This window comes from Citrobacter telavivensis, assembly GCF_041807075.1.
GTDB classification, from domain to species: Bacteria; Pseudomonadota; Gammaproteobacteria; order Enterobacterales; family Enterobacteriaceae; genus Citrobacter_A; species Citrobacter_A telavivensis.
In genome coordinates this window covers 637,036-652,349 of the sequence record NZ_JBGUBF010000001.1, presented here as the reverse complement: position 1 = coordinate 652,349, position 15,314 = coordinate 637,036, and the positions used below count along the sequence as shown (strand labels likewise).

12 protein-coding genes are annotated in these 15,314 nt (G+C 54.4%); 3 read left to right on the top strand and 9 right to left on the bottom strand.

Annotated elements, in window-relative coordinates; translation table 11 throughout:
• A complete protein-coding gene (locus ACERJC_RS03010; RefSeq protein WP_373670979.1) occupies window positions 1–1,080 on the top strand; it encodes a glycoside hydrolase 5 family protein in 1,080 nt (359 codons plus the stop codon).
• Here the strand turns inward: ACERJC_RS03010 and ACERJC_RS03005 are convergent.
• Window positions 1,052–2,179 carry a PQQ-dependent sugar dehydrogenase gene (locus tag ACERJC_RS03005; protein ID WP_152405319.1) on the bottom strand — a complete coding sequence of 376 codons (1,128 nt, stop codon included), beginning with the start codon at window positions 2,177–2,179 and terminating at the stop codon, window positions 1,052–1,054. The genes ACERJC_RS03010 and ACERJC_RS03005 overlap by 29 nt on opposite strands.
• 106 nt (window positions 2,180–2,285) lie before the next feature.
• Window positions 2,286–2,669, bottom strand: a complete 384-nt coding sequence (bssR, locus tag ACERJC_RS03000) for a biofilm formation regulator BssR (protein WP_152405320.1) — start codon at window positions 2,667–2,669, stop codon at window positions 2,286–2,288.
• Between the two features lie 230 nt (window positions 2,670–2,899).
• Between bssR and rimO the strand changes: the two genes are divergently transcribed.
• On the top strand, window positions 2,900–4,225 hold the full coding sequence (rimO, locus tag ACERJC_RS02995; protein WP_046477768.1) for a 30S ribosomal protein S12 methylthiotransferase RimO: 1,326 nt from the start codon (window positions 2,900–2,902) through the stop codon (window positions 4,223–4,225).
• Window positions 4,226–4,285: 60 nt separating this feature from the next.
• Here rimO and ACERJC_RS02990 read toward each other — a convergent pair whose 3' ends face one another.
• Together ACERJC_RS02990 and ACERJC_RS02985 are read right to left on the bottom strand one after the other, a co-directional pair.
• Window positions 4,286–5,665 carry an MFS transporter gene (locus tag ACERJC_RS02990; protein ID WP_373670978.1) on the bottom strand — a complete coding sequence of 460 codons (1,380 nt, stop codon included), beginning with the start codon at window positions 5,663–5,665 and terminating at the stop codon, window positions 4,286–4,288.
• Entirely contained in the window at window positions 5,658–7,721 is a 2,064-nt protein-coding gene (locus ACERJC_RS02985; protein ID WP_373670977.1) for a glycoside hydrolase family 31 protein, read from the bottom strand. Before ACERJC_RS02985 ends, ACERJC_RS02990 begins: the two co-directional genes overlap by 8 nt.
• A 257-nt stretch (window positions 7,722–7,978) precedes the next feature.
• Between ACERJC_RS02985 and ACERJC_RS02980 the strand changes: the two genes are divergently transcribed.
• Complete coding sequence (locus ACERJC_RS02980; protein ID WP_373670976.1) at window positions 7,979–8,983, top strand: LacI family DNA-binding transcriptional regulator; 1,005 nt, start codon at window positions 7,979–7,981, stop codon at window positions 8,981–8,983.
• Here the strand turns inward: ACERJC_RS02980 and gsiD are convergent.
• Genes gsiD through iaaA form a run of 5 tightly spaced genes read right to left on the bottom strand, consistent with a single transcriptional unit; the run spans window position 8,980 to window position 15,222 of the window.
• Window positions 8,980–9,891: a glutathione ABC transporter permease GsiD gene (gene gsiD / locus ACERJC_RS02975; RefSeq protein ID WP_152405324.1), complete on the bottom strand. Its 912-nt coding sequence runs from the start codon at window positions 9,889–9,891 to the stop codon at window positions 8,980–8,982. The genes ACERJC_RS02980 and gsiD overlap by 4 nt on opposite strands.
• 2 nt (window positions 9,892–9,893) lie before the next feature.
• Window positions 9,894–10,814 carry a glutathione ABC transporter permease GsiC gene (gsiC, locus tag ACERJC_RS02970; RefSeq protein WP_286632854.1) on the bottom strand — a complete coding sequence of 307 codons (921 nt, stop codon included), beginning with the start codon at window positions 10,812–10,814 and terminating at the stop codon, window positions 9,894–9,896.
• Window positions 10,815–10,831: 17 nt separating this feature from the next.
• Entirely contained in the window at window positions 10,832–12,370 is a 1,539-nt protein-coding gene (gsiB, locus tag ACERJC_RS02965) for a glutathione ABC transporter substrate-binding protein GsiB (protein WP_373670975.1), read from the bottom strand.
• A 28-nt stretch (window positions 12,371–12,398) separates the two neighbouring features.
• Entirely contained in the window at window positions 12,399–14,270 is a 1,872-nt protein-coding gene (gene gsiA, locus ACERJC_RS02960) for a glutathione ABC transporter ATP-binding protein GsiA (protein WP_373670974.1), read from the bottom strand.
• Window positions 14,257–15,222: a beta-aspartyl-peptidase gene (gene iaaA, locus ACERJC_RS02955; protein ID WP_373670973.1), complete on the bottom strand. Its 966-nt coding sequence runs from the start codon at window positions 15,220–15,222 to the stop codon at window positions 14,257–14,259. The genes gsiA and iaaA overlap by 14 nt, the downstream gene beginning before the upstream one ends.
• Between the last annotated feature and the right edge of the window lie 92 nt (window positions 15,223–15,314).

The following is a 15,314-nucleotide window of genomic DNA, read 5'->3' as shown; positions in this document are numbered from 1 at the left end:
ATGCTACAACAATGGAGTACCGCCCGGGCGCAGTCCTGGTATCAACATCATGGATGGGCGTGCGGGTTCAATTATCTGCCACGAACCGCCGTCAACTGGAACGAGATGTGGCAGGCCGACACTTTCGATTTACCGGTCATCGAGCAGGAACTCGCCTGGGCGGAACGCTACGGCTATAACGCCTTACGGACCAACCTGCCGTTTGTCGTCTGGCAGCACGACCGGGAGGGGTTACTGTCACGGATTGACGCGTTTCTGGACGTCGCCGCGCGTCACCAGATGCAGGTGATGCTGACGCTGATGGACGACTGCGGCTTTTCTGGCGATGAACCGTGGTTTGGTCCGCAAAAAGCGCCGACGCCGGGAGTGCATAACAGCCAGGCGGCGGCCAGCCCAGGCAGAGCCATCGTGATGGATCCCGACCAGTGGCCGCAGGTTGAAGCTTACGTTCGCGATATCCTCACGCACTTTTCCCGCGACACGCGCATTGCAATCTGGGATTTGTACAATGAACCTGGCAACCGGGGGATTTTTCTCTCCCCGCAAGAGTATGCCGAAGCGGATGTGGCGCTGGAAGAGTATGCTCTGCAATTGGTGCACGCCGTTTTTCGCTGGGCGCGCAGCGTGGATCCGTCACAACCATTAACCGTCGGTGCATGGCATGTGGATCATGAACGCTGGGGAACGTTTAAGCACCCGATCGACGTCGCTGCGCTGGCGCTCTCGGATATCATCAGCTATCACGCCTACGTGCCTGCCGCCAGGCAGTCGGACATTTTGCGCGCCCTTTCGCAGTTTAATCGCCCGGTGCTGTGTACCGAGTGGCTTTCACGCCATACCCACTGCGTGTTTAGCGAACAGCTTCCCCTTTTTAGCACCTTTAACACCGGTTGCTATCACTGGGGACTGGTGCAGGGAAAAACCCAAACCTGGATCCCCTGGCCTGGTGTGAATCAATCTCATCCGGTTCCGCAATCACTGTGGTTTCACGATGTTCTGAAACCGGATGGCACGCCCTGGTGTGAGGAGGAAATGCAACTGGTGAAACGGCTTACGGATTCCCGGCGGAACGGGGACTGACTTTAAGTAACTCGCCGTCGGACTCGTCGGTTAACACGTACAGATAACCGTCAGGCCCGACGCGCACATCACGGATCCGCTGCCTCCGTTCTCCCAGAATACGTCCGTCTTCAGTCACCTTATTGCCGTCAACGCTCATCACAATCACATCCTGATCCTTCAGTGCACCAATAAACAGTTTCTTGTGCCATTGGGGGAACGTCTCGCGGTTATAAAATGCCATTCCGCTGACGGCAGGTGATTTCTGCCAGTAGAAAATGGGCTGTTCGGTGCCTGCTACCTTTTCGCCCTGCGCTTCCGGGATCTTAAGCCCGCTGTAGTTGATACCCCAGGTCGCCAGCGGCCAGCCATAGTTCTTCCCTTTTTCAGGGATATTGATCTCATCCCCGCCGCGCGGCCCGTGTTCGTTCAGCCACAGCACATCGCTCCACGGATTCATCGCCATCCCCTGCGGGTTGCGAATGCCGTAAGACCAGATTTCCGCACGCGCCCCCGGCTGATTGACAAACGGATTGTCCTGCGGGATTTTCCCCTGTTCGGTCAGACGCACCACTTTACCCTGCAATTTATCGAGATCCTGCGCGGTCGACCGCTGGTTGTTTTCTCCCAGTCCAATGAACAGGTAGCCCTTGCCATCAAAAACCAGCCGCCCACCGAAATGGTTGCCGGTTGACAGTTTTGGCATCTGGCGGAAGACGGTCTGGAAGTTTTCCAGTCGCGAAAGATCGTCGCTAAGTCGACCATAGCCCACCGCGGTTCCTGCCTTACCCTGCGTATCGGCCTGCGCAAAACTGAGCCAGACGCGTCGCGACTGGCTAAAGTCCGGCGCCAACGCCACGTCCAGAAGGCCGCCTTGACCGTTCGCCCAGACCTTAGGTACGCCAGGGATCGGATCAGAAAGCCCTTTACCTGCCTGCCAGTGGCGCAACTGTCCGCCCTTCAGGGTGATAAGCATGCCGTTGTCGCCTGGCAGAAAGGCCAGCGCCCACGGATGGTCAAGTTTGGTTTGCAGCACCTCGACATTAACCCCAGGCGTTTCGGCCTGTGTAAACCAGGGAATAATACACAATGGAATTAAAGGGATAAGCGAGCGACGCATAACGCCTCCTTGTTGACTCTGGTTAAAGCGTAGTCAGCGAGGAACGTCAGGTGGGCATTTTTACAAAAACTTAACGATGAAGGGGGGAGTCGCCTCCCCCCGAAAATCAGGCATTTTCAAGCGTTGAATGAGCCTGCAAACTCTGAATGCTCAGCGTTAAGGCTGTCAGGCAGGTATTGAGTTTTTCTGCATTGACGGCAATAAAAGTCGGACAGTCGTGGTGTCCGCTCATCAGGCACACCGCCGCAGCGGCGAGTGCACCTTCGGCATGGTGCAATGCATCCCACTCTTCTTGATCGAGATGCAGATTCAAGCGCAACGATTTATCGTGCAGCTCGCGGTTCAGTTCGAAAAAGTTCTCACGTAGATGATCATTCTCGCTGACTGACATGTATCCTTTCGCCATCCTTAGCTGCAGATACGCAGCGAGGTCGATCCTGGCGTTGATGAGCTTATTCAGCAGATCGGTTCTCAGTCTGTCAACGAACATACTTCGTTCCTCCTCTTCCAGCCATGGTGCAACTTAATAGTATGGCTATTTTTTGTACAAAATGATGCCTGGGATCAACAATTCACTCAGAATTAACATTATTTACATACTAGTTATAAGCCGATGCAGCTTTCCCCTCACCGATCGGGTGAGATAGCAATACAATTTTTGTGCGGAACTCTGTAGAATCCCTGCCCTGAACATTCCAATAACTGAACAATTTTTAAGCTATGAGCAAAGTAACCCACCAGCCGAAAATCGGCTTCGTTTCCCTCGGCTGTCCGAAAAACCTCGTCGATTCGGAACGAATCCTGACTGAACTGCGTACCGAAGGCTACGATGTTGTCCCGAGCTACGACGACGCCGATATGGTGATCGTCAACACCTGCGGTTTTATCGACAGCGCAGTGCAGGAATCACTGGAAGCCATTGGCGAAGCGCTGAATGAAAACGGTAAGGTGATCGTCACCGGCTGTCTGGGTGCGAAAGAAGATCAGATCCGTGAAGTCCATCCGAAAGTGCTGGAAATCACGGGTCCGCATAGCTATGAACAGGTTCTGGAACACGTCCACCACTACGTGCCGAAACCGAAGCACAATCCGTTCCTGAGCCTGGTGCCTGAGCAAGGCGTGAAGCTGACTCCACGCCATTATGCCTACCTGAAAATTTCTGAAGGTTGCAACCATCGCTGCACCTTCTGCATCATTCCCTCGATGCGTGGCGATCTGGTCAGCCGTCCGATTGGCGATGTGCTGAGCGAAGCAAAACGTCTGGTCGATGCGGGCGTCAAAGAGATCCTTGTAATTTCACAGGATACCTCCGCCTACGGCGTAGACGTGAAGCACCGCACCGGGTTCTATAACGGTGAGCCGGTGAAAACCAGTATGGTCAGCCTGTGCGAACAGCTGTCAAAACTGGGCATCTGGACGCGTCTGCACTATGTCTACCCGTATCCGCATGTCGACGACGTCATCCCGCTGATGGCGGAAGGCAAGATCCTGCCATACCTGGATATCCCACTTCAGCACGCCAGCCCGCGCATTCTCAAACTGATGAAGCGCCCTGGCTCGGTCGACCGTCAACTGGCGCGGATTAAACAATGGCGCGAAATCTGTCCGGAATTGACCCTGCGCTCGACGTTTATTGTCGGTTTCCCTGGGGAAACGGAAGACGATTTCCAGATGCTGCTCGACTTCCTGAAAGAAGCGCGTCTTGACCGCGTAGGCTGCTTCAAATACAGCCCGGTAGACGGCGCAGGTGCCAATGAACTGCCGGATCAAGTACCGGAAGAGGTTAAAGAAGCGCGCTGGAACCGCTTTATGCAACTGCAGCAGCAGATCTCCGCTGAACGCCTGCAGGAGAAAGTGGGTCGCGAAATTCTGGTGATCGTCGATGAAGTCGACGAAGAAGGCGCGATTGGCCGCAGTATGGCCGATGCCCCGGAAATCGACGGCGCGGTCTATCTGAATGGTGAAACCAACGTGAAACCGGGCGACGTGATCCGCGTGAAGGTGGAAAACGCCGACGAGTACGATCTGTGGGGCACGCGCGTTTAATGTTTTAACGCCCTGTACTTCAGCCCTCTTCATACAGAAGAGGGCTATTGCAAGGCGCCCTTATCGTCCGAGCGCTTTTTCCATCTTCGCCACCAGCGCATTATCGATTTTAAAATAACACACGGTGACAGCCAGTAACGCGTGCAACACGCCAGGAATCACCGTCGAGAGCAACGTGATACCCGTCAGCGAAGCTGTCGTTTGATTTTCCATTCCTGAGCGATAAGAAACCGCCATCAGTGTCAGGCTAATAATTACGCCTGCTACTGCCCATGCCAGCTTGACAAAAAAAAGATTGAACGCGAAATTCATCCCCGAGGAACGTCGCCCCGATTTCCATTCGCCGTAGGTATCAGCGAAAGTCACAAGCGTAAAATGCATCGGTAAAATAAATCCCAGAACCATGCAGCAGATAAACACCAGTATCAGCCACAGCGTGGCGGCATTCCCTGGAACAAACCAGACGATAAAATGCGCGACTGCCAGCACCACGTTGACCCAAAAATAGATGCGGCGAATTTCAAAATGCCGCGTCAAATATTGAACCAGTACCGACCCAATAATCCCACCAAGCGTTGCCATACCAAAAAACAATGAAGTGTAAGTTGCATCCCCATGCAACACATAAGTGATGAAATACATTGCCGCACCGCCTTTAGTATTGAAGATGCTGATAATCAGCAACGACATGACAAAAGTCAGCAAGAGCTGTTCGTTATGACGAATGCTTTTTAAACTCTCCTTAAGGTTAAAGGTGTGACGGTTGCGCGTGGCGTTCCGCTCTTTTACGCCGTAAAAACAGACTAAAAACATCAGAATCGCCAGCAAGGCTAATACGCCAACGCCCCACTGATATCCCTGAGACTGATCCCCGCGACCAAAGTATTTCACCATCACCGGCAAGCCCACAGAGACCGCAAATCCAGCGACACCGCATAATGCAAAGCGCCAGGATTGACACGAAACAAGCTCCACCGGATTTGAGGTGATTTTGGTGACCAGCGCGCAATAAGGAACATTATTGAGCGAATAGAGCACAGACAATGCAAAATAGGTCGCTATGGCGTAAACCACTTTCCAGTGATAAGCCAAATCAGGGACGCTGAAGGTCAAAAACGCAATAAGTCCAAGCGGCACTGCTGTCCAGAGAATAAAAGGGCGAAACTGTCCCATTTTTGTGGATGTCCGGTCTGCGGCAATACCAATAAGCGGATCGGAAATCGCGTCAATGACTCTCAGGACCAGAAACAGCGTCCCGACAATGGCGGGCGTTAAACCGAAAATATCGGTGTAGAAAAAGGTCAAAAAATTGGAGATCAATCCAGTGACAATCGTTCCCCCTGCATCGCCGAGTCCATAGCTGACTTTTTCAGCGATCGAGAGTTTTTCCGGGACAACGAGTCCCTCAGCTTGTTCTGTATTATCTGAGAGTTCACTCATTTTCCTCTCTCCATGCAGTCAGTAATGCCAGGATATCGGCTCCTTCACGAACAAACAGCGGCAGCACATCGATAGGTGCTTCCACACTGACTTCTTGCCCCCCTTCATAACGCGCGCCTGAACTGGCATCTATCCATATCGTGTCGCCCGGCAACCAGACAAGGCGACGGGTCTCTCCTGCGTGAACCACCGGGGCCACCAGCAGTTCTTCGCCAAACAGATACTGATCTGTCACTTCCCAGGCGTTGGCATCCTGCGGATAGTGATAAAACAATGGGCGCATGAGCGGTTCGCCTGTTTCATGCGCCTGCGCCATCAATTTGCGCAGCCATGGGCGTAAACGTTCCCGAAGAGACGCATAACGGCGGAGAATGGCAAAGGTGGCGTCGCCAAAACTCCAGAGCTCGTTCCCTGCCCCCGTATTACACTGGGCAATGCCATCGCGATGTGCGCTCTCAGGCTCTGTTATCGGGTCACGATGCCCGTGCATACGTAAAACGGGACTAAATACCGCCCACTGGAACCAACGAATCAACAACTCGTGAAACGCAGGATCGTCAACATCTCCACCGTGAAAACCCCCGATATCTGTTGTCCACCAGGGAATCCCCGCTATCCCCATACTTAACCCCGCGCAAATCTGGTTACGCATGGACTCAAAAGAAGAGTGAATATCCCCTGACCACACCAACGCGCCATAGCGCTGACTGCCAGCCCAGGCACAGCGCACCAGATTAACAGGGGTTTCCAGCCCCGTATCACGCAGCCCTTCATAGAACGCTTGCGTATAATGCAGCGGATAAATATTGCCAGTTTCTACTGTATTGCCAATGTGATAGCGGTAGTTATCAAAGTCATATACCCCGAATTCAGGTTCAGCTTCATCAAGCCAGAAGAGGTCGATGCCTTGATCAAAATAGTTCTTCTTGCAAACCTGCCAGACGAATTTCCTCGCGTCGGGGTTTGTGGGATCGAAAAAGCGTGTGTTGCCCAAAAAATCGAAATTGATATTGAGCCCTTTGCGCGTATTGACTAAAAAACCCTGCTCGTTCATGTGCGCATAGTTTTCGCTTTTTACGTCAACGGTTGGCCAGATGGAGACCATGAGTTTCGTCCCCATCGCGTTTAACTCCGCAGTCATCGCGGCGGGGTCGGGCCATTCTCGCGCATCAAAACGCCAGTCTCCCTGCACTGGCCAGTGGAAAAAATCAGCAACGATTACTGCCAGCGGAATTCCTGCATCACGATACTGGCGCGCCACCGACAGCAGTTCGTCCTGAGTACGGTAACGCAATTTCGATTGCCATAAACCCAGTGCAAATTCCGGCATAAGTGGAGGGGTTCCGGTCACTGCCGCATACTGGCGAACAATCTCCGCCGGGGTATCTCCTGCGGTGATCCAGTAATCAATTCGCCTTGCGGCTTTCGCGCTCCAGCGTGTTTCATTGCGAGCAAAAACTACCTCACCCACTGCCGGGTTGTTCCATAAAAAACCGTACCCCAGGCTCGATACCATAAACGGTACACTGGCCTGTGAATTGCGCTGCGCCAGCTCCAGTGCGCAACCTTTTAAATTAATAAACGGCTGCTGGTACTGCCCCATTCCGCCTATTTTTTCTTGTGGTCTGGATTCGAAACGCACGTTAATTTCCACGGCGTTTCCGGCAAGCGGTTTACATTCCCTTCCCGATATTTTTAAGGCGCTTATTTTCTTTTTTTGCTGTTGCCCGACATTCCAGAATTGTTCGCCATTATCCCGTTGTCGCCATAATTCCTCGAGCAGGCAATCATGATGTTGATTATAAAAAGTAATACGACCTTGCAAATCAACCGTCGCGCTCATTTTGCCGTTGATGATGGTCAGTGCGCTCTCTTCTTGTATAAATTTGACATCGCAATCAGGTGCCGGAAGCAGCGCCCATAAGGGTGGCGTGCTGGTATCTGGCTGGATCCCAGACAATATGCGCAGGCTGTTCTCTCCCCACGCCATGATTTTAAGATACTGCCCGTTCCACGCCCAACACAGCGTGTTCTCTTTTATTTGTAAGGTATTCATTAAGCCCTCGGATAAATTTTTACAGGATTTAACAATGATTCCGGAAACGTTTCCGATCCTGTTTAAAATCTTTTTCTCTGTCAATGGGCAACACTCACCAGGAGCCACAATGAAATGAATAATGTGATCGAAGATTTAATTTTGACGGCTTTTTAATTCAGCGCGTTATATTTATGAGAAGATTATCTCAATTGGCTAATGTGAGCAGAATAAGATATATATACAGTCATGTTTTCCATGTCGTATAAAGGGAACAAATGAATATCAAAGAGTTGGCAAAAAAACTGGATCTTTCCATTGCCACCGTTTCCAGGGCGTTAAACAGCCACCCGGAAGTGAGTGCAGCCACACAAAAACGCGTACGCGACGCGGCGACCCTGTATGGGTATTCTCCCAATGCCGCCGGGCGAAACTTACGTAAAGGGAAAGCGAATACGGTGGCTTTGCTTTTGCCTCCTGGTGACAGAGACAACTTTTACACGGCTCCATTTTTCATGCGTGTGGCGGCGAGTTTACAGCGAGAATTACGCACGCAAGATATCGATACCATTTTGCACCTTGCCCTTGACGAAGCCGATGAGAAATTGTGGTTGCGCAAGATCATTGAGCAGCGTAAAGCCGATGCCGTGATCCTGACCAATACGACCCTCAATGACTCCCGCATCGACTATCTTAATCAACAGCAGTTTCCGTTTGCCACTCTGGGACGCAGTAATGCGCTTAACGGTAATTTCAACTGGGTGGATCTGGATTTTGCCACCGTGGCGGAAACCGCTGTCGAGCAGGGATATCAGGCTGGCTATACTCGCCATGCATTAGTTACGCTGGGAAATGACAGCATGCAGGGACAGATATTCACCGAGACATGGCGCAATGCCCTATCTGCTCGCGGACTGCCCGTTAATGAATCGTGGGTCTATTATGGTGATATCAGTGAAGCAGCGGGTTTTGACGCGTTACGCTATTTCCATTCGCTTGCTGTACCACCCGAATACGTCATTTTCTTGAGCGATCTCCAGATGCTGGGCGCTACGTTCTGTGCACAGGAGTCAGGCTGTCACTATCCGTTTTTTGCCGGTGTATTCAGCAGCGATATCTCCTCATTTCTCCCCCAGAAACCGACAGGCTTCGAGATCCCCTATACGCAACTGGGTGAGAATCTGGCTAAAGCGACCTTAAATGCCATGCAAAACAACCCGAATGCGGTGCAGTCATTACCTGCGCTCACGCTGGTTAATCAGCGTGAGCATAAAATGGCTTAGCCTTTAATCTTCGGATCCAGCGCGTCGCGCAGGCCATCGCCGAGCAGATTAAATGCCAGTACCGTCAGAAAGATGGCCACTGCCGGGAACAGCGCCACGTGCGGTGCTATTACCATATCCGCCCGCGCTTCATTTAGCATCGCGCCCCACTCCGGCGTCGGTGGCTGTGCGCCCAGCCCCAGAAATGACAGGCTTGCCGCTGAGATTATCGAGGTGCCAATGCGCATGGTAAAAAAGACCACAATCGACGAGACGGTTCCTGGCAGGATATGGCTGAAAATAATCGTCGCATCGCTGGCACCAATGCTGCGCGCCGATTCGATAAACGTCTGCTGCTTCAGTACCAGCGTATTACCGCGTACCAGACGGGCGAACGCCGGGATGGAGAAGATCGCCACCGCGATAATCACGTTTGCGATGCCGCTACCCAGCACCGCCACCACGGCAATCGCCAGCAGGATCCCTGGAAACGCAAACAGCACGTCGCAGATACGCATGATTACCCGGTCCCACCAGCCTTCATAGTAGCCCGCCAGCAGTCCCAGTACGGTGCCAATGGCCGCGCCAATCAATACCGCAAACACGCCTGCCGCCAGCGAGATTTGCGCGCCGACCAGCACGCGGCTGAAGATGTCTCTGCCCAACGAATCCACGCCGAACCAGTGCATCATCGACGGTCCGTCATTCAGCCTGTCGTAATCGAAATAGTTTTCTGCATCAAAGGGCGTCAGCCAACGAGCGAAGACTGCCACCAGGATCAGCAACAGCACAAACAGACCTGCAATCAGCGCCACATGCTGACGACGAAAACGTCGCCAGAATTCGTGCCACGGCGTGCGCACCCGTTCGGGTTTCACCATCGGCATGGCATTTAAAATCGCCTGACGGCGCCAGTTAAGTAATCGCATCCTTACTTGTACCTGATAGCCGGGTTAATGGCGGCATACAGCACATCCACCACTAAGTTGATAAGAATAAATTCCAGTGAGAACAGGAGGACTTCCGCCTGAATCACCGGATAATCACGCATCTCCACGGAGTCCACCAGCAGTCGTCCGAGCCCAGGCCAGTTGAAGACCTTTTCGACCACGATAGAACCGCCGAGCAAAAAGCCGAACTGTAACCCCATCATGGTGACGACAGGGATCATCGCATTGCGCAGTCCGTGTTTGAGCACCACCCATGTTTCACTGACCCCTTTCGCCCGGGCGGTGCGCATATAGTCTTCATTAAGCACATCGACAAACGAGGCGCGGGTAAAGCGCGCCATCACCGAGGCCACCGCCGCACCGAGAGTGACAGATGGCAGAATATAGTGCTGCCAGCTATCGGCCCCGACGGTCGGCAACCAGCCTAACTCCACGGAGAACACCTGCATCAACAACATCCCCAGCGCGAACGCCGGAAAGGAGATCCCGGTCACCGCCAGCGTCATGCTGAGGCGATCCGGCCAGCGATTACGCCATACCGCCGCGACAATCCCCGCCGCCATACCGAACAGAACGGCCCAGATCATACTGGTCAACGTCAGCCACAGCGTAGGCATAAACCGGCTGGCGATCTCCTCCGAGACCGGTCGGCGAGAAACCATCGAGAGTCCAAAATCGCCCTGCAACACATTCGTCATGTAATGCCAGAACTGGACGTGCAGCGGCCGGTCGAGACCGAGCTGCTGACGAACCAGTTCAATCACCTGCGCGTCGGCTTCCGGCCCGGCAATCAGCCGCGCCGGGTCACCCGGCAACAGGTGGACAAATAAAAACACCAGCACCGCAACAATGAACAGGGTCGGAATCAACCCCAACAGGCGCTTGAGAATATAGTTAAGCATCAGGTTTCCGCTGTGGCTTATTTCAAATCTGCATCATCAAAGCTGAATCCCGTATCTGGCATGATCCAGAAACCGGTCAGTTTGTTACTGTGCGCCGAGACCAGTTTTTCCACCACCAGCGGGATCCACGGCGACTCTTTCCAGACGATATCCTGCGCCGCTTTGTACAGCCGCGCTTTCTCTTGCGGATCGGTTGTTTTCAGCGCATCGGCAAGGTCGGTATCAACCTGCGGATTGCTGTAAAACGCGGTGTTAAACAGCGTTGGCGGCCAGTTTTGCGAAGCAAACAGCGGCGACAGCGCCCAGTCCGCTTCACCGGTCGAGGCCGACCAGCCGGTGTAGAACATTCTCACACCGCTCTCTTTCTGCCCTTTCCCTTCAACTTCAGACGCGCGCTGACCGGCATCCATCGCCGTCACCTGCACTTTAACCCCCACCTGTGCCAGCTGCTGCTGGGTAAACTGCAACACTTTCTGGGCGGTACTGTGATTGTGCGATGACCACAGCGTGGTGCTAAAACCGTTCGGGTAACCCGCTTCTTTCAGCAGTTCTCGTGCCTTTGCCGGATCGTAAGGCCAGGCCGTGTAGCTTTGCGCATACGCAATCGACGGCGGCACCACGCCGGTCGCCGGGGTCGCGTATCCCGCAAACGCCACTTTCACCAGCGCCTGGCGGTTGATAGCGTAGTTTAACGCCTCGCGGACTTTCGGATTGTCAAACGGCTTTTGCGTCACGTTCATACTGATGTAACGCTGCATAATCGACGGACTGGCGACCAGTTGCAGATTTTTGTTTTTCTCTAACAGCGCCGCCTGCTCGTAGGGGATCGGGAAGGCAAACTGTGCTTCTCCGGTTTGCAGCATCGCCGCACGGGTGTTGTTATCGGTGACCGGGCGCCAGGTGATGCTATCCAGCTTCGGCAATCCCGACTGCCAGTAACCGGCAAATTTCTTCACCTTCACAAAATCGGTTTGATTCCAGGTATCCAGCACGTAAGGACCGGTGCCTACCGGGTGGAAGCCAATCTCTTTCCCGTATTTCTCCAGCGCGGCCGGTGAGATCATCGCTGTCGCCGGGTGCGCCAGGATATTAATAAACGCGGAGAACGGCTGCTTCAGGGTGATTTTTACCGTTGCGGGATCGACGGCCTCTGTTTTGGCGATGTTCTTATACAGGTTATAACGCTTGAGGCTGTTGGCGGGATCGCTGGCACGGTCGAGGTTAATTTTCACCGCCCCGGCGTTAAAGTCGGTACCGTCCTGGAATTTTACCCCCTGACGCAGTTTGAGGGTATACACCAGACCGTCGTCAGAGACGGTGTAACTCTCCGCCAGCACGTTCTTCAGCTTCATCTCTTTATCCAGACCAAACAGTCCCTGATAAAACGACTTCGCGACCTGCTGCGATAACGTGTCATTTGCATCATACGGATCGAGCGTGGTGAAGTTGGACCCCACCGCCACGACCACATCTTTCGCGGCAAACGCCGGGGACGCAGCCAGCGCGGTCGTCGCGCCTAACGCCAGCAGCCAATGTCGGGCGAGCAATTTTGTCATCTTTTTTCTCCTGAACCCTGCCTGAATGTTATAAGCGCGATAGCGCATTTTCTCGTTGTGGACGCGCGACATAATGTCCGGGCCCGACTAACTGCAATGAAACAGGTGCTGGCGCTTCACCGCGCCGGTAAATGTTGCTCGGCAGCTCATCCGACAGCAGCACCCGCTGCGGTCGGGGATGTCCGGGGTCGGCAACCGGCACCGCCGCCATGAGCTTACGGGTATACGGATGCTGCGGATCCTCAAACAGCGCGGCACGGGGACCAATCTCCACAATCTGCCCCATGTGCATCACCGCAACGCGGTGGCTGATCCGCTCAACAATGGCCATGTCATGCGAGATGAACAGCCAGGAGATCCCCAGTTCCCGCTGCAAATCGAGCAACAGGTTGATGATTTGTCCGCGAATCGACACATCCAGCGCGGAGACCGACTCATCGGCAATAATGACTTTAGGATTGAGCGCCAGCGCGCGGGCAATGCAGATCCGCTGACGCTGCCCGCCGGAAAACTCATGCGGGTAGCGCCACGCATGTTCAGGTTGCAGCCCGACGCGCTCCAGCAACCACGCCACGCGATCGGCCGCCGCCTTACCCTGCAATAAACCGTGGACGCGCAGCGGCTCCATGATGGAATACCCCACGGTTTGCCGTGGGTCGAGCGAGGCGTAAGGATCCTGAAAAATAAACTGAATATCGCGGCGCAAAGGCTGTAATTGACTGTCGGACAGCGTATCGATTCGCTGACCGTTAAAAATAATCTCGCCGGACTGCGATTCCACCAGGCGCAGTAGCGCACGTCCGGTCGTCGATTTGCCGCAGCCCGATTCGCCGACCAGCGACAGCGTCTCACCGGGCCAGAGATCAAAGCTGACATTTTCCACCGCGTGTACTTCGCGGGTCACTCGATTAAGAACGCCGCTGCGTAACGGAAAACGGGTGACCAGGTTGCGAACCTGCAAAATGGGCTCTCCCTCAACCACCGTATTTTGATCGACGGGTCGCTCCTGCTTTTCCGGCGCACTCAGGGAGATAACCGGGAAGCGGCGCGGATAAGGCAGACCTTTCATCGCCCCGAGCTGCGGTACCGCCGCTAATAACGACTGCGTGTACGGATGCTGCGGCGAGCGGAAAATCTGTTCCACACTGCCGGTCTCCACGCCCTCGCCCTGGTACATTACCAGCACGCGGTCGGCGACATCCGCCACCACGCCCATGTCGTGAGTAATGAAAATCACCCCCATCGACATCTCTTGTTGCAGAACTTTGATCAGTTGCAGGATCTGCGCCTGAATCGTGACGTCCAGCGCGGTTGTCGGTTCATCGGCAATCAGCACCGCCGGACGACAGGAGAGCGCCATCGCAATCATCACCCGCTGGCGCATACCGCCGGAAAGCTGATGGGGGTAGCGCGAAAGAATTGCTTTCGCCTCTGGAATGCGAACCTGATCGAGCATCCGCTTGGCCTCCGCCATCGCCGCTTCACGCCCCGCCCCCTGATGCAGGCGGATGGACTCGGCAATTTGCTCTCCTACGGTAAACACCGGGTTGAGCGACGTCATTGGCTCCTGGAAGATCATGGCGATATCGGCACCCCGCACCCGCTGAAGCTGCGACGTGCTCTGTTCGCCCAGTTCAATCACCTCACGGTTACGGCGGCGCAGCAGCATCTGCTCACACTGAACCTCACCACCAGACTGTTCAATCAGTCGCATCAGCGACAGCGCGGTGACCGATTTTCCCGAACCGGACTCACCGACAATCGCCAGCGTCTCGCCGCGCCTGAGACGAAACGACAGGTTCCGCACCGCCTCAGTACGCTGCTGGTCCTGTTGAAAGGCAATATTCAGATTGCTGACAGCCAGCACGTCGCTGACGTCAAGCGCATCACTGTGTGGCAACGGTGTCCCCTTTTTCCCGGTAGATCCCGGTCGTTGGTGTATCCCCGGCATAACCCCAGGCGCGATACATTCCTTCGCAATTAAACGGCAAGGCCACATTTCCCTCATGATCGATGGCGATAAGCCCGCCACTCCCACCCAGCGCCGGTAATTTCTCCATCACCACCCGCTCGCAGGCCTCCGATAAGCTCAGGCCACCGTAGTCCATCAACGCGGCAATGTCATAGGCGGCCAGCGCGCGGATGAACACTTCACCCGTACCGGTGCAGGAAACCGCCACGCTGGCATTATTGGCATAACAACCCGCGCCCACGAGCGGACTGTCGCCGACGCGCCCCGGTAGTTTGTTGGTCATGCCCCCTGTCGATGTCGCCGCCGCCAGATTGCCGTGGACATCCAGCGCCACCGCGCCCACGGTGCCCATTTTTTTACTTTCATCGAGCGGTGCGCCACTGTGATCCAGCACGGTTTCGCCGCTCGAACGCGCGGCCAGCAGTTGTTCATAACGTTCAGGCATTGAAAAGAGATCCGCAGAGACAAGTTCCATCCCCTGCCTGGCCGCAAATTTTTCTGCCCCCGCGCCAATCATCATGACATGCGGGCTGTGCTCCATCACCAGCCGGGCAGCGAGAATCGGGTTACGCAAATGGCTGACTCCCGCCACTGCCCCGGCTTTCAGGGTATTGCCATCCATGACGCAGGCATCCAGTTCATGGGTCTCGTCACGGGTATATACCGCGCCGATCCCGGCATTAAACAGCGGGCACTCTTCAAGCAGTCGCACGGCTTCGGTGACCACGTCCAGCGCGCTTTCTCCCGCTTCCAGCATCTTTTGCCCGGCGTCGACAATGTCGGAAAGCGCCTGGATATAGCGTAATTCCTGCTCCTGGCTCATCTGCGCGCGGGTAATCGCCCCTGCGCCGCCGTGAATTGCAATAACTGCTTTGCCCATGTTTGTCGTCCGTCTTCTACAAATATCAGAATTTTGTAGACTTATTGATTCGATTTTTGACTATAGAAAGATGCGATTAGCATGTAAAGCGT